The organism is Mesorhizobium sp. M0898, assembly GCF_040319695.1.
GTDB lineage: Bacteria > Pseudomonadota > Alphaproteobacteria > Rhizobiales > Rhizobiaceae > Mesorhizobium.
The window spans coordinates 254590-277698 of sequence record NZ_JAMYOE010000001.1 but is presented as its reverse complement, the minus strand read 5'-3'; the positions used below and the strand labels follow the sequence as shown (position 1 = coordinate 277698).

At 62.5% G+C, this 23109-nt stretch carries 22 protein-coding genes; 11 read left to right on the top strand and 11 right to left on the bottom strand.

The genetic code is table 11. The annotated features are described in order from the left end of the window. The first annotated feature begins 79 nt into the window (after positions 1–79). The gene (locus tag NKH90_RS01400) at positions 80–586 is read left to right on the top strand and encodes a hypothetical protein (RefSeq protein WP_352816736.1); all 507 of its coding nucleotides are present in this window, start codon (positions 80–82) and stop codon (positions 584–586) included. Positions 587–736: 150 nt separating this feature from the next. Here the strand turns inward: NKH90_RS01400 and NKH90_RS01395 are convergent, their stop codons facing one another. Then, positions 737–2065 (bottom strand): DNA polymerase IV, encoded by a 1329-nt coding sequence (locus NKH90_RS01395; RefSeq protein ID WP_352471784.1) that lies wholly within the window; start codon positions 2063–2065, stop codon positions 737–739. 68 nt (positions 2066–2133) lie between these two features. On the opposite strand from NKH90_RS01395, the gene NKH90_RS01390 reads away from it, so the two are divergent. Together NKH90_RS01390 and NKH90_RS01385 are read left to right on the top strand one after the other, a co-directional pair. Next, on the top strand, positions 2134–2709 hold the full coding sequence (locus NKH90_RS01390) for a GNAT family N-acetyltransferase (protein ID WP_352816732.1): 576 nt from the start codon (positions 2134–2136) through the stop codon (positions 2707–2709). Between the two features lie 348 nt (positions 2710–3057). Then, positions 3058–4386, top strand: a complete 1329-nt coding sequence (locus NKH90_RS01385) for a hypothetical protein (protein WP_352816729.1) — start codon at positions 3058–3060, stop codon at positions 4384–4386. 9 nt (positions 4387–4395) lie between these two features. On the opposite strand, the gene NKH90_RS01380 is transcribed toward NKH90_RS01385, so the two are convergent. Together NKH90_RS01380 and NKH90_RS01375 are read right to left on the bottom strand one after the other, a co-directional pair. Beyond that, entirely contained in the window at positions 4396–5049 is a 654-nt protein-coding gene (locus NKH90_RS01380; RefSeq protein ID WP_352816726.1) for a hypothetical protein, read from the bottom strand. After that, the gene (locus NKH90_RS01375; protein WP_352502452.1) at positions 5046–5345 is read right to left on the bottom strand and encodes a DUF3572 domain-containing protein; all 300 of its coding nucleotides are present in this window, start codon (positions 5343–5345) and stop codon (positions 5046–5048) included. Before NKH90_RS01375 ends, NKH90_RS01380 begins: the two co-directional genes overlap by 4 nt. A 218-nt stretch (positions 5346–5563) precedes the next feature. Here NKH90_RS01375 and NKH90_RS01370 point away from each other — a divergent pair, with 218 nt between their 5' ends. The 8 genes from NKH90_RS01370 (at position 5564) to NKH90_RS01335 (ending at position 14087) form a co-directional block, all read left to right on the top strand. Further along, positions 5564–5935, top strand: a complete 372-nt coding sequence (locus NKH90_RS01370) for a response regulator (RefSeq protein WP_006334976.1) — start codon at positions 5564–5566, stop codon at positions 5933–5935. 33 nt (positions 5936–5968) lie between these two features. Beyond that, positions 5969–7342, top strand: coding sequence for a PleD family two-component system response regulator (locus NKH90_RS01365; protein ID WP_352471778.1), 1374 nt, complete (start codon positions 5969–5971; stop codon positions 7340–7342). A gap of 463 nt (positions 7343–7805) precedes the next feature. Next, complete coding sequence (locus tag NKH90_RS01360) at positions 7806–8522, top strand: FadR/GntR family transcriptional regulator (protein WP_352816389.1); 717 nt, start codon at positions 7806–7808, stop codon at positions 8520–8522. 14 nt (positions 8523–8536) lie between these two features. Beyond that, a complete protein-coding gene (locus tag NKH90_RS01355) occupies positions 8537–9724 on the top strand; it encodes a PLP-dependent transferase (RefSeq protein ID WP_352816722.1) in 1188 nt (395 codons plus the stop codon). Between the two features lie 29 nt (positions 9725–9753). Beyond that, positions 9754–11031 (top strand): ABC transporter substrate-binding protein, encoded by a 1278-nt coding sequence (locus NKH90_RS01350; RefSeq protein ID WP_031212851.1) that lies wholly within the window; start codon positions 9754–9756, stop codon positions 11029–11031. A 212-nt stretch (positions 11032–11243) separates the two neighbouring features. After that, positions 11244–12167 (top strand): carbohydrate ABC transporter permease, encoded by a 924-nt coding sequence (locus NKH90_RS01345; RefSeq protein ID WP_352816719.1) that lies wholly within the window; start codon positions 11244–11246, stop codon positions 12165–12167. Beyond that, positions 12167–13015: a carbohydrate ABC transporter permease gene (locus NKH90_RS01340; RefSeq protein WP_352502457.1), complete on the top strand. Its 849-nt coding sequence runs from the start codon at positions 12167–12169 to the stop codon at positions 13013–13015. The genes NKH90_RS01345 and NKH90_RS01340 overlap by 1 nt, the downstream gene beginning before the upstream one ends. Before the next feature lie 4 nt (positions 13016–13019). Next, positions 13020–14087 carry an ABC transporter ATP-binding protein gene (locus tag NKH90_RS01335; protein ID WP_352682943.1) on the top strand — a complete coding sequence of 356 codons (1068 nt, stop codon included), beginning with the start codon at positions 13020–13022 and terminating at the stop codon, positions 14085–14087. A gap of 68 nt (positions 14088–14155) precedes the next feature. On the opposite strand, the gene rpmG is transcribed toward NKH90_RS01335, so the two are convergent. The 8 genes from rpmG to topA form a co-directional block, all read right to left on the bottom strand. Beyond that, positions 14156–14323, bottom strand: coding sequence for a 50S ribosomal protein L33 (rpmG, locus tag NKH90_RS01330; protein ID WP_006201775.1), 168 nt, complete (start codon positions 14321–14323; stop codon positions 14156–14158). Positions 14324–14641: 318 nt separating this feature from the next. Further along, entirely contained in the window at positions 14642–15010 is a 369-nt protein-coding gene (locus NKH90_RS01325; protein WP_352816715.1) for a YybH family protein, read from the bottom strand. Between the two features lie 51 nt (positions 15011–15061). Then, the gene (locus NKH90_RS01320) at positions 15062–15523 is read right to left on the bottom strand and encodes a YqfO family protein (protein WP_352471771.1); all 462 of its coding nucleotides are present in this window, start codon (positions 15521–15523) and stop codon (positions 15062–15064) included. 110 nt (positions 15524–15633) lie between these two features. Then, the gene (locus NKH90_RS01315) at positions 15634–16809 is read right to left on the bottom strand and encodes an MFS transporter (RefSeq protein WP_352770286.1); all 1176 of its coding nucleotides are present in this window, start codon (positions 16807–16809) and stop codon (positions 15634–15636) included. Between the two features lie 16 nt (positions 16810–16825). Beyond that, positions 16826–17560 (bottom strand): NUDIX hydrolase, encoded by a 735-nt coding sequence (locus tag NKH90_RS01310; RefSeq protein WP_352502460.1) that lies wholly within the window; start codon positions 17558–17560, stop codon positions 16826–16828. 72 nt (positions 17561–17632) lie between these two features. Next, the gene (locus NKH90_RS01305; RefSeq protein WP_023679976.1) at positions 17633–18085 is read right to left on the bottom strand and encodes a DUF983 domain-containing protein; all 453 of its coding nucleotides are present in this window, start codon (positions 18083–18085) and stop codon (positions 17633–17635) included. Continuing rightward, positions 18085–20391 (bottom strand): ribonuclease R, encoded by a 2307-nt coding sequence (rnr, locus tag NKH90_RS01300; protein WP_502898793.1) that lies wholly within the window; start codon positions 20389–20391, stop codon positions 18085–18087. Before rnr ends, NKH90_RS01305 begins: the two co-directional genes overlap by 1 nt. Before the next feature lie 6 nt (positions 20392–20397). After that, a complete protein-coding gene (gene topA / locus NKH90_RS01295) occupies positions 20398–23013 on the bottom strand; it encodes a type I DNA topoisomerase (protein WP_352816711.1) in 2616 nt (871 codons plus the stop codon). Positions 23014–23109 lie beyond the last annotated feature (96 nt).

Below are 23109 nucleotides of genomic sequence, written 5' to 3'. Positions count from 1 at the left end.
CCGGAACCCGCCGCTGAGGGGAGCGTTGGTCCCTCAGTGTTTGCGTGCTGTGTTTTGGATACCAACGAGGAGCGGTCCGATGAAATCACTTGCACGATTTGTACTTGCCGGCTGCCTGACGGCCGGGGCCGGGGCAGCGCATGCCGACGATCCGGATTTTCTTCGCTCATTCCAGGGGAATTTCGCCGGCAAAGGCATCGTCAAGGTGACCACCGATGCGCCGACGGTGAATGTCTCCTGTCATTTCAATTCCGACGCAACGTCGAGCTCGCTATCGCTCGACGGCAGCTGCCGCGGTCTTATCGTGGTAACGCGCGCCATCAGCGCCGATCTCAAATCGAGCGGGACGAAATACACCGGCACCTATGTCGGATCGCGCACCGGGCCGGCGCAATTGAGCGGCAGCCGCTCCGGCAAAGCAATCAATCTCGGCATCCGTTGGGCCAAGGAGGTCAATGGCGATCGCAAGGCGCAAATGACGGTCGAGAAGAACGGCGAGAATGGCATGCGGCTGATCGTCGTCGATACCGATCCGAAAACCGGGAAAAGTGTGGTGACCACCCGGATCGATCTGCAGCGCACGTGACTGGGGCAAGTTGAGATTCAGGTGAGGCCGGCCTGCGAAACGCGGTTTCCTGCGCATCCAGTGCTCACGTACTCACAAGTGCGCTCCGCTCCGGTTCTCGGAAACCACCCTTCTCGACTCGGCCTGACCTGAATCTCAAACATGCCGGTATCATTCCTCGACCGGTTCGGGCGGATGGGCATCGCGGCCCTTGCCGAAGGTATAGCCGGTTTCCACCGCCCTGCGGCCGAACTTGCCGCGCAGCGTGTCGATGGCGCCTTCGGCCATGGCGCGCTTGCGTGACTGGACGTCGACCAGGTCGGGCGGGTCCGCCCGGTCATCGTCGGAGAGATCGCTGACGCCAATGCCGAGCAGCCGGTATTTCGTGCCATCCGCTTCCTTGCGCAGCAGCTCGAGCCCGGTCTGAAAGATGCGGTCGGCCAGCCGGGTCGGATCGCCGAGCTGGCGATTGCGCGTGCGGATCCTGAAATCCTGGGTCTTCAGCTTGAGGACGACGGTGCGTCCGGCAATGCCGGATTTCTTCAGCCGGGCCGAGACTTTTTCCGACAGCGCCCTCAGCACCGAAACCAGTTCGTCGACGGAGGCGATGTCGGTATCGAAAGTGGTTTCCGCCGAGACGCTTTTCGCGTCCTGGTCGGGAACGACGCGACGGTCGTCCTCGCCGCGCGAAAGCCGGTAGAGCCGGTCGCCCATGACGCCGTAGCGGCGCATCAGATCGCCACGTTCCATGCGCTGCAACTGGCCGATGGTGCGGATGCCGTCGCGCTCGAGTGTGGCGGCAAAGGCCTTGCCGACCCCCCAGATCAGCGTCACCGGCTGCTCGGCCAGGAAGCCGATAGCCTCGGCCTCGCCGATCACCGAAAAGCCGCGCGGCTTGCGGAAGTCCGATGCCACCTTGGCCAGGAACTTGCAGTAGGAAAGACCGGCCGAAACGGTGATGCCGATCTCCTTTTCCACGCCGAGTGCGAAGCGCGCCAGGACCACCGCAGGCGGCAGGCCATGCAGGCGCTCGGTGCCGGCGAGGTCGAGAAAGGCCTCGTCGATCGAGAGCGGCTCGACCAGCGGCGTCAGCGCCTGCATCATGGCGCGCACCTCACGGCCGACGCGGACGTATTTTTCCATGTCCGGCGGCAGGACCACCGCTTCCGGGCAGGCTTCGAGCGCCTTGAACATCGGCATTGCCGAGCGCACGCCGTGGATGCGGGCAATGTAGCATGCGGTGGAGACGACGCCGCGCTTGCCGCCGCCGATGATCAATGGCCGGTCCTTCAACGCCGGGTTGTCGCGCTTTTCGACCGCCGCGTAGAACGCGTCGCAATCGATATGGGCAAGGCGCAGCCGGTAGAGCTCCGGATGGCGGGCGAGCCGTGGACTGCCGCAGCGCTCGCAACGGCGTGCCTCGCTGCGCTGAAAACTCAGGCAGTCGCGGCAAAAACCGTGTTCGGGATTGTTGACAGGGGCCGCCATCGCTGCGAACATAAAGAGAACAAATGTAATGGTACGTCAGGACGGATGCCACGACAAGGCGGTGGGCCGGGAGAGAGCTCATGAATACGACCATAGCGCCGCTAGTGCCCGAGCTTTGGGCGGATTTCGAAGATCTTTTCGGTAGGCAAGGCGCCTGCTACGGCTGCTGGTGCACACATTTCCGGCTGTCGCCCGCAGCACGCCGCGCGAGCAACCGGGAGCGCAACAAGGACCACATCAAGGCGCGGATCGGGGCCGGGCCGCCGCCCGGCGTGCTGGCTTTCGAGGGTGGCCAGGCGGTCGGCTGGATGCAGATCGGCCCGCGTGCCGACGTGCCCGAATGGAACAACCAGGGCAGGGGGTCGGCGCCGATCGACCCCGCCGACGCCAGCGATCCGGGCGTCTGGGCGATCTCCTGCTTCTTCATCCGCACCAAAGCACGCGGCAAGGGCCTGTCGCACCGCCTGGTCCAAGGCGGCATCGAGTTCGCCCGCGAGAACGGCGCGCGGCTGATCGAGGCCTGCCCGATCGACCTGTCGAAGGATTCGCGCTCGATCGGGCTGTTCGTAGGCTCGTCGCGGGTCTTCGAGAAGGCCGGGTTCCAGCGATTGGTCGAACGTAAGCCAGGCCGACCGCTGGTGCGGCTGGTGCTTTAGCCGGATGCGCTTTTGGCCTACAGCCGGCGTCTTGCCGCTGTAACGCTGTTTCACTAATACAAGCAATGATTTGGCCCGAGACAACGGAGAATCGACGTGAAGCGTGTATTGCCACTTGTTCTCGCCGTCGCGTTTAGCGCGCCCGCTTTCGCCCAGACCGTCGACAGCCAAGGCGCGAAGAAGCTTACCGATGATCTGGCACATTATTTCGGCAGGCAGGGTTTCGATATCGGGCTGGTGAAAATCACTGCCGACGGCGATGCGTACAAACTCGCCGTCGATTTCAAGCCGCTCGTCGCTTTGCTGTCGAAACAGGATTCCTTCAAGTTCGACGTCACGCCTTACGACATGCGGGTCAAGCCGCGCCAGGACGGGCAGTGGGACGTGTCGGCGGATACGTCGCTGACCGGATCGTTCGATTTCAAGGGGCCTCAAGGGCCGCAGCACATCGACTTTTCGGTGTCGAACAACAAGTTCACCGGTGTGTATGATCCGGCCCTGGTGGCCTTCGTCAGCGCCACGGGGTCAATGGACGCTATGACGATGAAAACCCGGGAGCCGAAGCAAGAGGCCGATGTCTCTGCCGGTGCCGGCACCGCCACGCTAAATTCGACGAAATCGGCGAACGGCGGCATCGATTTCACTGTCGCGGAAAAGATCTTGAATTTTGCTGAAGTCCTCAAAATCAACGATCCCGAGCGAGGGTTGAATTTCCCGGTCACCCTCAATGCGCCGGAATTTTCGGTGCATGCAAACGGCAAGGGTGTTCGGACAAAGCCGTTGATGGATCTGCTTGCTTTTGCCGTCGCTAATGAAGACGAGGCGAAACTGAAAGTAAATCAGGCGGAACTTAAGTCACGTCTCCTTGCGGCGTTGCCTGTCTGGGAAAGAATCGATGGAACGTACGCCTTCAAGGATTTCGCAATTGAGAGCCCAGTCGGCAAGTGGGGTGCGAAGCAGTTGGATTTGGCTAGCGGCATGGATGGCGTCTCCCAGAACGGCAAGATCAACTATGGGATCAAGGCCTCCGGTCTGACGATCCCCCGGCAATTGCTGCCCGCCTGGACTGGTCCACTGGTGCCGACGGATATCGACCTCAACTTCGGCGGTACCAATATCGATCTCGACACGATGGCGAAGAAGGCGATCGAAGCCTTTGATCTCAATAAGAATCCGCCGTTGCCGGGGGAATTCGGCAAGGCTTTGGTCGCCGATTTCAAGGCCAAGAAACCCAAAGTAATCCTCGGCCACTCGACCGTGAAGAATGGCGACGTCGAAGTCGCCATGGAAGGCGAGATGACTTTCCCGGGCGGCGAAAAGCCTGATGCGACCGTGACCGTCGCTGTGGCCGGCTACGACAGGATCGTCGATGCCTTGAAGGAAGGCGCCAAGAGCGATGAGCAGATGGCGCAGGCCTTCCCCTTTGCGCTGGCCGTCAAAGGTTTTGGCAAGACGCTGCCGGATGGCCGGCTGGAATGGGTGATCAACACCAAGGCCGATGGGTCCGTTGCGGTCAACGGCGCCATGCTGAAGGGGCCGGATGAAGTCCAGGACGACAGCGCCGGCCAGGATGACAACTCGGGCGATGATGGCGCGAATGGAACGGACAATTCGACCGGGGGCGAGGATTCGGACGGCGGCGACAATGGCGGGGCAGGACCGAAGCTGCAGCCCTGAGCGCTCGCATTAAAGCCCCAGAGCGCTCGCGATCTTCGGCGCGGCGTCGCGCCAGTCTTCGACGACTCTGACGCCGTCCGGCGGCGGCGGCAGGAAAGCGCGCAGCGAATTGTCGGCCATCAGATGGAAGAGATACGCATCGGCGACCGAGTTCTGCACCGACACAAGATTGGACGGCTGATCGTCGACGAAAGCGACCGGGCGGCCCTTGTTGCCGCGCAATTTGGCCACCGCCGGTCCCTTGGCCATTTCGGTGGTCAAAAGCGGGTAGGGCAATCCGAGCGCGTCGAGATGCGCACGGCGCACCACGCGGTGCTTGTGCGGCATGGCGGTTAGCAGAACGATCTCGGCGCTGTCGCTAAGCGCTGCAAGAGCATCCTCGGCACCGTCGGTGATGCTTTGCCAATCGGCCTGGGCGTCAAAGAATTCCCCCAGAAGTGCCGTAACCTCGGGCTGTTCGATCAAACGGCCGCTCGCCGTTTCAGCGATGTTGCCGGTGAGGCGGAAGGAAGCCAGCGTCAGGCCGAAGCCGCGCGATTTGAGGAAATGCGGAAACGGCCGGATGAATTCGAGCACGACGTCGTCGACGTCGAGCACCAGCAGCGGCCGGTCGTCGGCGGCCAGCTCCTCGATCTGCCGCGCCGTCTCGGGATCGTCGCTCATACCGAATGCTCATGATTGTCGTCGCCGAGCGGCAGCGCCCGCAATGCCTTGCCGACTGCGGCGGGCGGCGTTCCGGTCTCCTCGGAAAAACGCATCAGCGTCGGCTCATGGGCAAGGATGAACTGCAGCACGCCGGCCAGGAATCCCGGCTCGCCCGCCGCCCGGCGGATGGAATGGGCTTCGATGCCGGTGATCGCCAGGAAGCGGGGCAGAAGTTCCGGATCGGCGGCGACGAAGCCCAACGCCTTTACGGCAATGGTTTCCGCTTCCTCGCGCATTGACGCTGCGTTTGCCATCGCTACCTTCCTTCATGGGCGGAATCGTTCTGTTTTCGCAGTAGTGGCAAGTGTCGCCGGCAGCAAGCTCGCCGACCTGGAATCCGAACGCTTTTAGGGCGGCCGGTTTCCGTTTCGTCAATCATATTGCCGTATAGTGGGAACAGGTTTGGTGCGTGCCGACAAGGGGGCGCATGACGGCACCCTTCGAGTGGAAGGTCAGCCGGGACGGGAAATCGATGCCAAAGAAGGTTATGATCGTCGAAGACAACGAGCTCAACATGAAGCTCTTTCGCGACCTCATCGAAGCGAGCGGCTACGAGACGGTGCGCACACGCAACGGCCTGGAAGCGCTGGATCTGGCGCGGCAGCACAGGCCGGACCTCATCCTGATGGACATCCAGCTGCCGGAAGTGTCGGGCCTCGAGGTCACCAAATGGCTGAAGGAGGACGATGATCTCCACGTCATCCCGGTCATCGCCGTCACCGCCTTCGCGATGAAGGGGGACGAGGAGCGCATTCGCCAGGGCGGCTGCGAGGCATATATCTCCAAGCCGATCTCGGTGCCGCGTTTCATCGAAACCATCAAATCCTACCTGGGCGATGCCTGATGTCCCTTCTTAGCCGAGCCGGAGCTTTGTGAAATGACCGCGCGGATCCTCGTCGTCGACGACATCCCAGCCAATGTCAGGCTGCTGGAGGTTCGGCTGCTCGCCGAATATTTCGAGGTCCTGACCGCCACCAACGGGCCGGACGCGATCGAGATCTGCGAGAACGGCAAGGTCGACGTCGTGCTGCTCGACGTGATGATGCCCGATATGGACGGGTTTGAGGTCTGCCGGCGGCTGAAGGGCGACCCGGCGACATCGCACATCCCTGTCGTGATGATCACCGCGCTCGACCAAGTTTCGGACCGGGTGCGCGGCCTCGAGGCCGGCGCCGACGATTTTTTGACCAAGCCGGTCAACGATCTGCAGCTGATGACGCGCGTCAAGAGCCTGGTCAGGCTGAAATCGCTGACCGACGAGCTGCGGCTGCGCGCCTCGACGACACGCAATATCGGCATCGAGGAGCTTTTGAGCCGCAACTTCGCTGCCGACGACGCGGTGCCGAAGGTGCTGCTGGTCGACGAGCGCAAATCCTCGTTCGATCGCGTCCAGAAGATGCTGCGCGGCAGTGCCGATCTCGACGTCGCCAACGATCCGCATGCAGGCTTCTTCCAGGCCGCCGAGCAGCCGTATGAATGCGTGATGATCTCGACGGCCTTCGCCGATTTCGACCCGCTGAGGCTCTGCTCGCAATTGCGCTCGCTCGATCGCACCCGTTTCCTGCCGATCATCCTTCTGGCGGACGAGGGCGAGGAGGGGCGTATCATCCGCGGCCTCGAACTCGGCATCAATGATTATCTGATGCGGCCGATCGACCAGCAGGAGCTGACCGCGCGGCTGCGTACGCAGGTGCGCCGCAAGCGCTACAACGACCAGCTTCGCGCCAGCGTCACCCAGACCATCGAGATGGCGGTGACCGATGCCCTGACCGGCCTGCACAACCGGCGCTATCTCGACAGCCATTTGCAGACGCTGTTCGACCGCGCCGTGGCACGGCGCCGGCCGCTGTCGGTGATGATCACCGATCTGGACCGCTTCAAGAGCATCAACGACGCGCATGGCCATGACGGCGGCGACGACGTGCTGCGCGAATTCGCGCGGCGGCTGCGCAAGAATGTGCGCGGCATCGACCTGGCCTGCCGCTTCGGCGGCGAGGAGTTCGTCGTGGTGATGCCGGACACCGACGGCGCGGTGGCCGAAAAGGTCGCCGAGCGCATTCGCGCCGAAATCGCCCAACTGCCGTTTCCCGTCGGCGCCGAAGGCAAAGCCGTCGAAGTCACCGTCAGCGTCGGCGTTTCGTCGGTGCTGAAAGGGGTGGACACGGTCTCCGCGCTAATGAAACGCGCCGACCTTGCGCTCTACGAAGCCAAGAGCGGCGGCCGCAATCGCGTCGTCGCCAAGGCGGCTTAGCACCGAACACCAATTGCCGGGTCAACGCGACAAGGTTACGAATTTACCTTAATCCAAGCGATTTGCGAGGCTTGGTTAAGAAACGGTTGATTTCCATAAGTTGTTGCGCAAATGTGCAGCCCTTAGACGTAACCGGCACGAGGCTAGATCGCCGGTTCGACCCGAAGAATACCCCATGATGCTCAGGTCCGCCGCATCTCCTGGGTCCGTGGGGTCGGCCGGCCGGCGCTGGCACATAGTGGCCTCCTCGTACCGCTGCCAAACGCCGGCCGGCCCCCAATTTTCAAAACACATCAGGATTCTACGCCAAGACCCGGAAAATGTTTGGTTTTTATTGCGGCAGCGACAGCGCCCTTTGAAATAGCCGGCTTGGGCAGGGCGTATGCGCCCGCAGTCGATTGACAGGCCCTGTCTTCTATGCAGAAATTGGTTGGACCATTGAGCCATTTGGTGACCCGTTGGCATGACCGAATTCGGCCTTTCCCCCATACAGGCAACTGCTCGTGACGACGCGGTGCTCAAGGCGCTGGCCGGCTTTGTGATGCGGGAAGCTCTCGGGCCCGGCCAGAGACTGCCGACCGAACGAATCCTTGCCGAGCGCCTCAAGGTGAGCCGCAACACCGTGCGCGAGGCGTTGACGCGGTGGGAAGGGCTCGGCCTGGTCGAACGGCGCCAAGGCAGCGGCACCTATCTCAAGGGAGTGGTCTCGCTGGACATGCTGCACATGCCGCTGACGCTGGCCGGCGGCAATGATTTCACCAGCCTGATGCAGACGCTGGAAATCCGCCGGGCACTGGAAGCGGAAGCCGCCGCCCTGTGCGCCGTCCGCGCGGGCCAGGCAGATCTCGTCGAGATCGGGCGCAAGCTCGACATTATGGAGCAGGCCTTCCACACCCGCGCCGGGATGTCGGCGGAGGAGGACTGGGAATTCCACCAGTCGATCTACCGCAGTTCCGGCAATCCGCTGTTCGAGCAGATCATCGCCGCCATGCACGAACTGTTCCATCGTTTCTGGGAGCATCCGCTCGGCGTTCGTGATTTCGGCCACGCCAGCTTTCCTTACCACCGCACCATCTACGAACGCATTGCCGCGCACGATCCGGAGGGGGCTCGGGCCGAGGCGCTCAAGCTGATCGCCACCGTCGAGGACGATCTGAAGCGCGGCGCGGCCAAACTCTAACTTTCAGGCCAGAAATGAGCGATCATCCCGCCGGTTTCGAAAACGACTATCTCGCCGAGGCAGCGACGCTTCTCGCCCATGACGAGCCTTTCCCCGGCGGCGCGGTGGTCCCGCCGATCTACCAGACTTCGCTCTTCACCTTCGCCAACTATTCCGAGATGGCCGACACATTCGCCGGCAGGCGACATCAGCCGATCTATTCGCGCGGCGACAACCCGACGGTCATGGAGTTCGAGGCGCGTGTCGCCGCTCTCGAAGGCGCGGAGGCCGCACGCGGCTTTTCCAGCGGCATGGCGGCGATCAGCGCCACGGTGCTTGCTTTCGTCGGTGCCGGTGAGCGCATGGTTGTCGTGCGCAATTGCTACGGCGATGCCTACCGGCTGTTCGAACGGCTTTTGCCACGGCTCAACATCAAGGTCGACTACGTCGACGGTTCCGATCCGGACGCGGTCGCGGCAGCACTTCCCGGCGCCAAGCTGCTCTACCTGGAAAGCCCGACGTCGATGATGTTCGAGCTCCAGGACATAACCCAGCTCGCGCGGCTGGCCAAAGAGCAGGGCATCATCACCTCGATCGACAATTCCTGGGCTACGCCGGTGTTCCAGAAGCCGATTTCGCACGGTGTCGACCTGGTGTTGCATTCGGCCTCGAAATATCTCGGCGGCCACAGCGACACCGTCGCCGGTGTGGTGGCCGGTTCGGCCGCCCATATCCGACATATCAACGAGCAGACCTATTCCTATCTCGGCGGCAAACTTTCGCCTTTCGAGGCCTGGCTGTTGCTGCGTGGCCTGCGCACATTGCCGCTGCGGTTGCCGCACCATATGAAGAGCGGGCTGACCATCGCCGAACGGCTGAAAGCGCATGACCATGTCGAGCGGGTCAACCACCCGGCCTATTCCAACCATCCAGGCAAGGCGACGCTTGCCGGCTATGCCGGGCTGTTCTCGTTCGAAGTGACGGAAGACGTCGACATCCCGACTTTCGTCGATGCGCTGAAACTCTTTCGCATCGGCGTCAGCTGGGGCGGCCATGAGAGCCTGGTCGTTCCGGCAAAGGCCTCGCTCGAGCAGACGCCGGGCCTGAATTCGATGGCGCGCTTCGGCGTCAGCCCACGAACCATCCGCTTCAGTGTCGGATTGGAAAGTGTCGAAGACCTGTGGGCGGATGTTGCCCGGGCCTTCGACAGAGCAAAAAGATAAAGGAGCCGTTCAAAATGGGAGTGCTGAACATGAAAAAACTGAGCATCCTTCTTGGTGCCGTCGCGGGTCTGGCGATTTCCGCCGGCAGCGTGCTGGCCGATTCCACGGTCAAGATGGTCGAGGTCATCACCAGCCCGCCGCGTACCGAATTCCTCAAGAAGCAGATCGCCGAATTCGAGGCGGCCAATCCGGGTGTCAAGGTCGAGCTGGTATCACTGCCCTGGGGACAGGCGTTCGAGAAGTTCCTCACCATGGTGCAGGCCGGCGACACGCCCGACATCGTCGAGATGCCAGAACGCTGGATGGGCCTCTATGCGACCAACGGCCAGCTCGAGGATCTCGGGCCATACATGGCCAAATGGGACGATGCCAAAACGCTGGGCGAGCGTGCCAAGCAGTTCGGCTCGACGGTCGATAACAAGCAGTACATGATCCCTTACGGCTATTACCTGAACGCGCTGTTCTGGAACAAGAAGCTGTTCAAGGAGGCCGGTCTGGACGGTCCGCCGGCGACGCTCGATGAATTCGTCGAGGACTCCAAAAAAATCTCGGCGATACCGGGCAAATACGGCTACTGCCTGCGCGGCGGCCCGGGCGCCTTCAACGGCATGCATATGTTCATGAACATCGCCGCCGGCAAGGGCGGCTATTTCAACGAGGACGGCACCTCGACCATCAACGAGGAAGGCTCGGTCAAGGGCCTGCAGATGCTCGCCGACATGTACAAGAACGGCCTGGCGCCGAAAGATGCGGTGAGCTGGGGTTTCAACGAGACCGTCACCGGCTTCTATTCCGGCACTTGCGCCATGCTGAACCAGGATCCCGACGCGCTGCTCGGCATCGCCGACAAGATGAGCGCCGACGATTTCGCCGTGGCGCCGATGCCGGTCGGACCGAGCGGCAAATCCTATCCGACGCTCGGTTATGCCGGCTGGGCGATGTTCGCCAATTCCCAGCACAAGGACGATGCCTGGAAGCTGATGGCGACGCTGTTGTCGCCCAAGGACAATCTGGAATGGGCAAAGGAAGTCGGCGTCATTCCAATCCACAACGGCGCCGACCAGGACGCCCACTTCAGGACCGAGCAGTTCAAGGGCTGGTTCGAGGAACTGAACAACGGCGACAAATACGAGATGGTGACACCTCCGACGCATTTGGAAAATCTGGGCAATTTCGTCGACCAGGTGGCGATCAAGAATTTTCAGGAAGTGCTGCTTGGCCAGAAAGCGGCCAAGGACGTGGCCGACGAATGGGCCAAGTTCCTGACCAAAGAACAGCAGGACTGGCTGGCCAAGAACAAGAAATAGCTCTTCTTCCTTCTCCCGTTCACGGGGAGAAGGTGTCACGAAGTGACGGATGAGGGCGGCGCCAACCCGTCGTGGCTCGTGTTGCCTCTCATCTGCCTGCCCGTCCTCCGCAGCAGCTGCGCTGCAGCTGCGGAGGGTGGACCGGCATCTCCCCGTAAACGGGGAAGGCGCTGTCGCCAGCCCGTGCTTACCCAGGAGACGATCCAGTACCAATGACCTATGCCGTGTCCGAAATCCGATCCGCCGGCAGGCCGCGAAAGAAGCGGCTATCCCATGCCGTGATCGAGCCTTGGCTCTATCTCAGCCCGGCGATCGCGCTGCTGGTCGTCGTGCTCCTGGTGCCGCTGGTTATCGGTGTCGGCTACTCGTTCCGCAAATTCTCCGCTTTCAAATCCGAATATGTCTGGCTTGGGCAGTATCAGGCGATGCTGTCGGATCCTGTGCTCGGGCAGGCGCTCGTCAACACGCTATGGTGGACGGCAGCCAGCCTGTTCTTCCAATTTTTCCTTGGACTTGGCCTGGCGCTGCTGCTCGATACGCCGTTCCGGGGCAGAAAGATCGTGCAGGCCGTGGTGTTCCTGCCTTGGGCGGTACCGTCCTTCCTCTCGGGCCTGACCTGGGCCTGGCTGTTCAACCCGATCATCGGGCCGCTGCCGCATTGGCTCTACGCCTTGGGGCTGAAAGCCGAGCCAACCAACGTGCTCTCCGATCCCTCGACAGCCATGTGGGGGCCGATCGTCGCCAATGTCTGGTTCGGCATTCCCTTTTTTGCCATCACCCTTTTGGCGGCGTTGAAGTCGATCCCGTCAGAACTGCATGAGGCGGCGGCGATCGACGGCGCCTCGCCGTGGCAGCGCTTCACCAAGGTGACGCTGCCGTTCCTGGCGCCGACCATCGTCATTACCGTCATGCTGCGCACGATATGGATCGCCACATTCGCCGACCTGATCTTCGTCATGACCGAAGGCGGGCCTGCCGGTTCGACCGCCACAGTGCCGGTCTATATCTATGTCAGCGCGTTCAAGTCGCTGGACAAAGGCTATGCCTCCGCAGTGGCGGTCCTGCTGCTTGTGCTGCTCATCGTCTACGCGGTTGCGCTTATCGGCATCCGCCGTTCGCTGGTGAGGCACGTCTGATGATTGCCGGACGCTCCGCTTCCTCGCGCGTCCTCGGCGGTATCGGCCTTTACGGCGCCATCGCCGCCTATATGGCCTTCGCGTTGTTCCCGATCTTCTGGACGTTGAAGATCTCGGTTACGCCGGAGCGGCTGCTCTATTCCGAAGGCATCACTTTCTGGCCGTCGCAAGCGACGCTGCAGAACTTCGTCACCGTGCTCGAAGCCACCGATTTCCCGCGCTACTTCCTGAACAGCGTTATCGTTTCGGTGTCGACGGCAGCCTTCGTAACGGTCATTGCCACGCTGGCCGGCTACGCCATGTCGCGATTTTCCTTCCGCGGCAAGGCGACCCTGGCCATCCTGCTTTTGCTCACCCAGACTTTTCCGCTGGTGATGGTCATTCCGCCGATCTACCGCATCATGGGGCAGATCGGCCTCATCAACAGCCTGACCGGCCTCGTCATCATCTACACCGCGTTCAATACGGCCTTTGCGACCTTCCTGATGCAATCTTTCTTCGACGGCATCCCGCGAGACCTGGAAGAGGCAGCGATGATCGACGGCTGCACGCGCCTGCAGGCGATGCGCAAGGTGATCGTGCCGCTGACGCTGCCCGGCATGGGCGCGACGCTCGGCTTCGTCTTTACCGCCGCCTGGAGCGAGTTGCTGTTTGCGCTGATGCTGATTTCCAGCGACGACCAGAAGACCTTCGCGGTCGGCCTGCTCACCTATATCGGCAAATTCGCGGTCGACTGGGGACAGATGATGGCGGCTTCCATCCTGGCGCTGATCCCGGTCTGCGTCTTCTTTGCCTTCCTGCAACGCTACCTCGTCACCGGCCTTACCGCCGGCGCCGTCAAGGGATAGATCGATGGCCTCCGTTACACTCGACAAAGTCCGCAAAGACTATGGAGCGGTGCGCGTTCTGCACGCAGTCGATCTCGAAATCGCCGACGGCGAGTTCGTCGTTCTGGTCGGTCCGTCCGGCTGCGGGAAGTCGACACTGCTGCGTATGATCGCCGGGCTGGAGGAGGTCTCCGACGGCGAAATCCATATTGGTGAGCGCCTGGTCAACGATATTGCGCCAAAGGACCGCGACATTGCCATGGTATTCCAGTCCTACGCGCTCTATCCGCACATGGACGTGTCGAAGAACATGGGCTTCAGCCTGATGCTGAGAAAGGCCGGGAAGCCGGCGATCGATGCAAGGGTGGACAGTGCCGCCAAGCGGCTCGGGCTCGATGCGCTTCTGCAGCGCCTGCCTCGGCAATTGTCCGGCGGCCAGCGTCAGCGCGTCGCCATGGGCCGTGCCATCGTACGCGACCCGAAGGTCTTTCTCTTCGACGAGCCGCTTTCGAACCTCGATGCCAAGCTGCGCGTTCACATGCGTGCCGAGATCAAGGCGCTGCACCAGCAATTGAAGACCACTTCAGTCTATGTCACCCACGACCAGACCGAAGCGATGACAATGGCCGACCGCATCGTCGTCATGCATGACGGCCTCGTCCAGCAGGTCGGTGTGCCGCTCGATCTGTACGACCGGCCGGTCAACATGTTCGTCGCCGGGTTCATCGGCTCGCCCGGCATGAATTTTCTGTCTGCCGTGGTTGAAAAGGGCGCCAAGCCGGATGCCATCCTGGCCGACGGCCAGAAGCTGAGGCTGCCGGACGGCCTGCCGCTCAGGGATGGCGATGCGATCACCGTCGGCTTGCGGCCCGAGCATATCCGGCTCGCCGACAATGGCGCGCTGAAGGGCGAGGTGGGTGTCGTGGAGCCGCTCGGCCTGTCCACCCAGTTCTATGCCAGGCTTGCCGGCCAGCAGGTCTGCGTGTTTGCCATGGGCCGGGCCAGCGTGAAGCCGGGTGAGGCCGTGCGCCTGTCGGCTGATCCGGCATCGCTCCATCTGTTCGATCCGGCAAGCGGCGATCGCATCGGCTAGCCCTGTATCCCCGAAATGAAAAACGCCGCCCGGAAGGCGGCGTTTCGGTACTGCGAGAGAAAACCCGATTACTTGATCTTGGTTTCCTTGAATTCGACGTGCTTCTTGGCGACCGGGTCGTATTTGCGGAACGACAGCTTGTCCGTCTTGGTGCGGCTGTTTTTGCTGGTCACGTAGAAGAAACCGGTGTCGGCGGTCGACAGAAGCTTGATTTTGATGTTTGCGGCTTTGGCCATGATGTTCGTCCGTTGAATGTTCGTGGAGTTTTGGCCGCTGGAGCACGGGAAACACCCGGACGCGGGAAACTTGCCGCGACACATAAAGAACGCGCCCGGAAAGTCAACCCTTGTCCAGGTTCTGTGTCGTAAGCAGATGAGTTGTCCGGATTAGGTAGCACATGAGTTGTCCGGGTTTATGCCAGCCGATGGAGGCTGGGGACGAAGCGGACATTGAGTGCTACCAAAACCCGACAAGTTGATTGGGTGCCGACAGCCGCGGGAGGCTCCTGTGTGCCTCCGGCCGTCCTCTGGGTGGCGTCTCAGTTTGAATGCTGGCTATGAATATCGAGCGATGGACGGCTGATCGATCACCCAAAGCCAGTTCCCGTCACCTTGCCGGCGAGCGATTTCCGCAGTAACGGTGCCGTCGGCAAGGCGCGTGGAAGTGAGCGCCAAATCCCTGTTGATGATAGCCGGACGCTGATCTCCGAGATCAAACTTTCGTCCCGCTGCCACCAACTTGGCGTAAAATCGGCGGATGGCATCTCTGCCGCAGGCCAACTGTCCGTTGCCGGTATCGAGGATGGCACCGGGTTCGTAAAGAGCAGCCACTCCTTCCGCGTCTCCCGCTTGCTCGCGAGAAACCAATAGCCGCGCCAGGTCCTGGGGATCGCTTGCCGGTTTGCGGTTTGCTTCATCATTCATCGGCAGGCTTCCTGACAGCCAGATTCAAACCGAGATACGACCAGGTTCCGGTCACTCCGCCGCGACGGTTTCCGGTTGTAACGCCTTCTTCCAGTCTCCCGTCGTGTTCCACCAGCGGTTCGGGTTGGTGCGGTCGTCGAGACCCTTGGAGCGGCTGGCAAGCAGTGGCTGAATGCGGATCACCGGTTCCTGATAGCTGTGAACCTGATAAATCGCCTCGACGACGCGTGCGGCGAGCTTCTGGTCATCAGGCAGTTCGAACGACACCTCGACAGTCCCCGACCGCCTGCGCAATTCCGTCTCGGCGCCGGCGGCGGCACCTTCAAGCGGCCGGTAACGTTCGATGCCGTCCGCCGACTGAAAGGCATTGCTGTCATATTTGCCCATTTCGAGCGGCGCGATCGCGACCACCGCCTCCATGATGCGGTCGACATCGGCTGCCGGTGCCTGAAAGGTCACCAGCAGCAGCAATTCCATCCGCAGCGATTTCGTTTCAAAGCCACTATCGATCATCCGAGGTCTCCCTGCTTATGCACTTTGGGGGAGCATATACTCGAGCCCTCCTGACATGGTTGTGTCAGGAGTTGGTCAGCAGTGGGAGCGATGTCGGCAGCTGGGCCGAGTCAGAGGATTTTGTGGAGCAGCCTGGTGCCGACCAGCACGATATAGCAGGCGAAGAACAGGCCGAGCGCCCAACCGAAGCCCGACGGCCCGAAAGCGTCCATGCCGATGCCGATCGCCTGCGGGCCAAGCACCATGCCGACGCCGTAGCAGAGCACGAAGGCGGCGTTGGCGGAGGCCAATTCGTGGCCGGAAAGCTGCGAGCCGAGATGCGCCAGGCCGATTGTGTACATGGCAGCGACCACACCGCCCCAGACGAACAGAAGCGCTGCCATCAAATGCCAGTTCTGCGCGAAGTACGGCATGAAGACCGTGCCGGCAAGCCCGACGGTGGCACAGGCCATCAGCAGATAGCGACGGTCGCTTACGCGGTCGCTGATCATGCCGATCGGGATCTGCAACAGCACGTTGCCAAGCCCGATCATGGTGAGCAAAAGGGCGGCGTCCGCCTCTGAGTAGCCGATGCGGCTACCGTAGACCGGGAACAGTGCAAAGCCGCCGGTCTCGACCGCGCCGAACACCAGCACGGCCGCGGTCGCCGTCGGCACCAGCCAGATGTAACGCAGGAAATTGCTGGTTTCGCCGTCCGAGACGATCGTCGGGCTCTCGTTGCGTGCCGCCAGGACCGGTATGGCAGCGAGCGTAACCAAGGCGATGGTAACGCCGAAGGGCAGGAAGCCACTGCTGCCGAGATGGGCGAACAGCCAAGGCCCGGCGGCAAAGCCGAGAGACAGCACGGTGGCATAGATGCCGAGGACCAGTCCGCGCCGGTGTGGCGGCGCCGAGGTGCTGATCCAGAATTCCGACAGGATGAACAGCACCGTCAGCGCGATATGCAGCAGCACGCGCAGCGGAAACCACATCCAGAAAGCTGGCGCGAAATGGAAACCGACAAAGGCCAGCGCCCCGGCGGCGATCATAGCAAGCATCGTCCAGGCGACCCCGAACCGCATGGCAAGCGGGGTGGCGAGCGGCGCGCCGGCGATAGAGGCGAGGCCGGCGACCGCGGTGTTGAGACCGATCATCGACGCGGAATGGCCACGCGTTTCCAGGATCACGCTGAGCAGCGGCATGCCAAGGCCGATGGCAATGCCGACGACGCTGATCGACGAGATCGCCGCGACCATCGGCAGCCAGTGTACGCGTTCCTTGCCCTGCGGCTGGGTATCGACTGTCATGGAATGCCTGGCTGCTCTAGAGAATTTCGCGGACGAAGCGATTGCGGACAAGCCGGTAGAACGGCACGGGACTGCCGGGGCTCAGCAACGGATCCCAGGCGAGCCGCATTTCCAGTTCCTCCAGGACCGTGCGCGTGATGTCTGGAATATCGGCTTGCCTGGCCTTGGCCAGCGGCAGCCAAACGACGTCCTCCAACTCGTTGGTCGGACCGCCACCCGGCAGTTCAACGGCGACATCGTCGCGCCATGCGGCGAGAAAGCGCGTATCGAAGCGGCGCACCCGGTTGGGCGGGGTGATGGCGCGTGCGACGAAGCGCAGCGCTTGCAGTGATGGGATGACCCCGTGTTCGACAAAGCCCTGCCAGTCGCGCCTGGCGGTTGCGAACACGCCTTTTTGACCGATCAGCAGGCCGGCCTCCTCATAGGTTTCGCGGATTGCCGACAGGGCAATCGCGCGGGCGCGAGCCGGGCTGGTGCGACCGATACCAGCGGTCAATCTCGCTTCTTCCTCGGGATGAAGTGCGGTGGCTATTGAGATGCGGCTGTCGGCCGGATCTGTGCGGCCGCCAGGAAACACGAATTTTCCCGGCATGAAGGCATGACCGGCGTGGCGCCGGCCCATCAGCACCAGGAATTCGTCGCCTTTGCGGTCGAGCAGGATCAGCGTCGCGGCGTCGCGTGGGCGTATGGGCTTGGCCTCGAGCGCGATCCGCTCAACCTTGTCGACTTCCGCCTTGGTCATAACGTCCATGCGGTCGACCTAGCGGAATCTTCTCCGATGCGAAAGTGGCGTCCAGCCATGCCGATTGCGCCAGCCTCGGTTTCAAGCCTCGGGATGCGACTCGATCAGATCTTCTTCACCGCCAAAGCCGTGCATATAAAACGCCCATTGCAGGCCGATGACAGCGCCCTTGACCGGCTGCAGCAGGACGACGGCCAGAATGATGGTCAATGGCACCCAGATGGCGATGTGCTGCCAGGTAGACAGCGTCGAGGTCGCCTCGACACCCATGAAGGCCCCGAGCACGATGTGGCCGACAATGACGACCACGAGATAGGCCGGCAGGTCGTCGGCGCGATGGTGGTGGAGCTCCTCGCCGCAATGATCGCATTTGTCGACGGTCTTGACGAAGGCGCGAAACAGCTTGCCCTCGCCGCAATGCGGGCAGCGGCCGAGCATGCCGCGCTTCATTGCCGTCCATAGCGGCCGGGCGGTCCGGCCCGAGTGATGTTCGCCACCGAAAATCCGTTCTTCCACCTGCAGTTCTGTTGGCATTACCGTCTCCTGCCGCGCGAGCCTGGACGCGATTGCGACGCCCGGGCGCGGCCTTTGGCCTTGTGGAACGACCGTTTGGAGCCGGGCAGCGGCTTTGGCTCGGTCAGCATCTCGAAACGCATCGCGCCGGCCATCGGCGCCACCTCGATCAGGCGAACCTCGACGCGATCAGCAAGCTGATAGCCCTTGCCGGTGCGTTCTCCGAAAAGCGATCGAGCAGTTTCGTCGTATATATAGTAGTCGCCGCCCAGGGTTGAAACCGGAATGAAGCCATCCGCGCCGTACTGCGGCAATTGGACAAACAGGCCCGATTTGGTGACGCCCGAGATGCGGGCGTCGAAACGGTCGTCGATGCGCTCGGCGAGATAGGCGGCGATCAGCCGGTCGACCGTGTCGCGCTCGGCGGCCATCGCGCGCCGCTCGGTCGCCGAAATCAGCGCCGAGACCTCTTCTAGCCGCTCCGCCTCGTCCTGCGTCAGGCCCCCCGGACCAAGGCCGAGTGCGGCAATCAGCCCACGATGCACGATCAGGTCGGCATAGCGACGGATCGGCGAGGTGAAATGCGCGTAGCGCTTCAGGTTGAGGCCGAAATGGCCTATATTGGCGGGCGAATATTCGGCCTGGCTCTGCGAGCGCAGCACCACTTCGTTGACCAGCCCCTCATTATCGGCGCCGCGCACGCGAGCGAGGATGCCGTTGAACTGGTTCGGCAGCATTTGCGCGCCGCGCGCCAGCGACAGGCCGAGCGTCTGCAGGAATTCACGCAGCGATTCCTGCTTGGCGAGCGAGGGCGCATCGTGGATGCGGTAGACCAGCGCCTGGCGCTTCGCCTCGAGTGTCTCGGCGGCGGCGACATTGGCCTGGATCATGAACTCTTCGATCAGTTTGTGCGCGTCGAGCCGCTCCGGCACGACGACCTTGTCGACGGTGCCGTCCTGCTTGAGCAGGATCTTGCGCTCGGGCAGATCGAGTTCGAGCGGCTGGCGGGTGTCGCGGCCGCGCTTCAGGATCGCGTAGGCGTCCCATAGCGGCTTCAGCACCGTATCGAGGATCGGGCCAGTCGTGTCGTCCGGTGCGCCGTCGATCGCCGCTTGCGCCTGCTGATAGGCGAGTTTCGCCGCCGACTTCATCATGACGCGATGGAAGGAATGTCTGAGTTTGTGGCCATCGGCCGAGAAAGTCATACGCACCGCTATCGCCGGACGATCCTGGCCCTCGCGCAGTGAACAGAGGTCGTTCGAGATGCGCTCCGGCAGCATCGGTACGACTCGGTCGGGAAAATAGACCGAATTGCCGCGCTTCAGCGCTTCGCGATCGAGCGCCGTGCCATAGCGCACGTATGCAGCGACATCGGCAATGGCGACGGTGACAATCACGCCGCCGGCGTTCTTCTCGTCGGTGTCAGGCATGGCGAACACCGCGTCGTCATGATCCTTGGCATCGGCCGGATCGATGGTGAGCAGCGGCAGCTCGCGCCAATCCTCGCGGCCGGCAAGCGTCGCCGGCTTGACCGCCTCCGCTTGGGCGATGACGTCGGCGGGGAAAATATGCGGAATGTCGTGTGCGTGGATGGCGATCATCGAGACCGCCTTTTCGCTGGTCAGCGACCCCAACACCGCCAGAACCTTGGCTCGCGGCAGCCCGTAGCGCGAGGCCCGTGCCGGCTCGACCTCGACCAGGTCGCCGTTCTTGGCGCCGTTCTGGAATTCCTTGTCGACGACCAGCTCCGGCTGACGCCTTTCCACCGGTTCGATGCGGAACGTGCCGTCCTTCAGCACACGGAAAACGCCGAGAACCGCATCGGTGCGCTTCTCGAATATCTTCATCACCCGGCCCGTATAGGCCGGACCCGCCGGATCGTCGGTCGGAAAGGTCTTGGCCAGCACGCGGTCGCCGATGCCCGGCGTCGGGCCATTGCCGCCGCGCGACACGCGGATCGCTATGACCGGAGGTTCGCCATTGCCAATCGCTTCGGTCGGGTGCGCCAGCAGCACACCGTCGGCGTCACGGCCGAAGATGTCGAGCACCGCGACGTGGGGCAGGGCGCCGACACGGGCAAGCCGCTTGCGCTCCTTGGTCAGCAGGCCTTCATCCTGCAGGTCGCGCAAGACGTCCTTCAGCCAGATACGGTCTTCGCCGCGCAGCGCAAACGCCTTGGCGATGTCGCGTTTTCCGGCGCGGTCCGGATTTTCGGCGATGTAACGCAGTATCTCGTCGCGTGAAGGCCGGTAATTGTCCCTGACCTTGGCACGGGTATCGGCGGTGCGCAGATCGCCGTGGCTTCTTCCGGAGACTTTGCGCGCCAACCCGTCCTATCCCTTTTTCCTGGCCGCCGGTTTTTTGGCCGCAGCCGGTTTCTTCGCAGGCGCGGCCGCTTTGCGGAAGGGCTTCCTGGCACCGTTGCCGCCCTTGGCTTCCTTTTCCGCAATGAGCGCCACCGCATCCTCGATCGTCACCGATTGCGGATCCTTGCCCTTCGGCAGCGTCGCATTGACCTTGCCGAAATTCACATAAGGCCCGTATTTGCCGTCGCGCACGACTATGTTGCCGCCGCCGGCAGGATGCTCGCCTAGTTCCTTGAGCGCAGCGGCTGTGCCGCCATTGCGGCCGCCTTTGCCCTTCAATTGCTTCTCGGCGATCACCGAGACGGCGCGATTGAGGCCGATCGAGAACACGTCCTCGATGCTGTCGAGATTGGCGTAGGTGCCGTCATGCAGCACGAACGGCCCGTAGCGCCCCAGCCCGGCCGAAATCATCTTGCCGGATTCCGGATGCTTGCCGACGTCGCGCGGCAGCGACAACAAGGCGAGCGCCTTTTCGTGATCGATCGAATCGACCGTCCAGCCCTTGGGCAGGCTGGAGCGCTTGGCATCCTTGCCGTCGCCGCGCTGGATATAGGGGCCGAACCGGCCATTGCGCAGCGTGATCTCCTCGGCGGTATAGGGGTCCTTGCCGAGCACTTTGGTGCCGTCTTCACCACCGCCGTTCTCGCCATTGGGATTGGCGGCGTCGCCGAGCTGGCGGGTGAAGGAGCATTCGGGATAGTTCGAACAGCCGACGAAGGCGCCGAACTTGCCGAGCTTCAGCGACAGGTTGCCGGTGCCGCATTTCGGACAGATGCGCGGGTTCGAACCGTCTTCCCGCGCGGGAAAGACCAGCGGCGCCAGTTCCTCGTTCAATGCATCGAGGACGTCGGTGACGCGCAACTCCTTGATGTCGGCGACGGCGCCGGAAAAATCCTTCCAGAAATCGCGCAGCACGTCCTTCCATGCGAGCTTGCCGTCGGAAATCTCATCGAGCTTTTCCTCCAGCGAAGCGGTGAAGTCGTACTCGACATAACGCTCGAAGAAGCTTTCGAGGAAGGCCGACAATAGCCGGCCCTTGGCCTGCGGCACCAGCTTGCGCTTGTCGATGGTGACATAGTCACGATCCTCGAGCGTCTTCAGGATCGCCGTATAAGTCGACGGCCGGCCGATGCCCAACTCTTCCAGCTTCTTGATCAGCGAAGCTTCCGAATAACGCGGCGGCGGCTCGGTGGTGTGCTGGGTGGCGTTGATCGCCTCGCGTGTGAGCTGCTCGCCGGCACGGATCTCGGGCAGGCGGCGGCTTTCCTCGTCTTCCGAATCTTCTTCCTTCTGCTCGATGTAAGCGGCAAGGAAGCCGTCGAAGCGAACAACCGAGCCTACAGCGCGAAGCTCGGCGGTGCGCGGGCCGTTGACTGCCTCGATCTCGACCGTGGTGCGCTCTATCTCGGCCGGCTGCATCTGGCTGGCGATGGCGCGTTTCCAGATCATCTCGTAAAGCCGCGCCTGGTCAGCGTCGAGATACTGCCTGACGGAAGCCGGCGTGCGCATGAAATCGGTCGGACGGATCGCTTCGTGCGCCTCCTGGGCATTCTTGGCCTTGGCGGAATAGTAGCGCGGCTTTTCAGGCAGGTATTTAGGGCCGAATTCCTTGGCAATCGCATCGCGCGCGGCAGAGATCGCCTCCGGCGCCATCTGCACGCCGTCGGTTCGCATGTAGGTGATCAGGCCGGTGGTCTCACCGCCGATCTCCATGCCCTCATAGAGCCGCTGAGCCACCTGCATGGTGCGGTTGGCCGAAAAGCCGAGGCCCGATGAGGCTGCCTGCTGCAGCGTCGAGGTGGTGAAGGGCGGCCCGGGATTGCGCTTGGTCGGCTTGGCTTCGACCGACGCCGCCTTGAAGCTGGCGCCTTCGAGCATCGCTTTGATGTCGTCGGCCTGCGCCTTGTTGGAAATGTCGAGCTTTTGCAGCTTCTTGTGCTCGAAGGCGGTCAGCCGCGCCTCGAAATTATCCTTGCGCGGCGTACCGAGAATGGCGGCGACCTGCCAGTATTCCTCGCGGATGAAGCGCTCAATCTCGGATTCGCGGTCGCAGACCAGACGCAGCGCCACCGACTGGACGCGGCCGGCGGAGCGGGCGCCGGGCAGCTTGCGCCACAGCACGGGCGACAGCGTGAAGCCGACCAGATAGTCGAGCGCACGGCGAGCGAGATAGGCATCGACCAGCGGCGCGTCGATCTGGCGCGGATTGGCCATCGCCTCCAGCACGGACGCCTTGGTGATGGCGTTGAAGACGACGCGGCTGACCGGCTTGTCCTTCAACGCGCGCTTTTGCTTCAGCACTTCCAGGACATGCCAGGAGATCGCTTCGCCCTCGCGGTCCGGATCGGTGGCGAGGATCAGCCCGTCGGCGTCCTTGACCGCCTTGGCGATATCGGCGAGACGCTTTCCAGACGCGGTGTCGACGGCCCAGGACATGGCAAAGTCCTCATCCGGACGCACCGAGCCATCCTTGGCCGGCAGATCGCGGACATGGCCGAAGGAGGCCAGAACCTTGTAGTTCTTGCCGAGGTACTTGTTGATTGTCTTCGCCTTGGCCGGCGATTCGACGACGACGACGTCCATACGGTCTCATATCAGTTGTGATGCGGCAGAAGAATTCCGCTGCGCGCGACGAAATCTCGTTCAATGTGTCGCTCACATGGCCGCGCTTTTGCATCC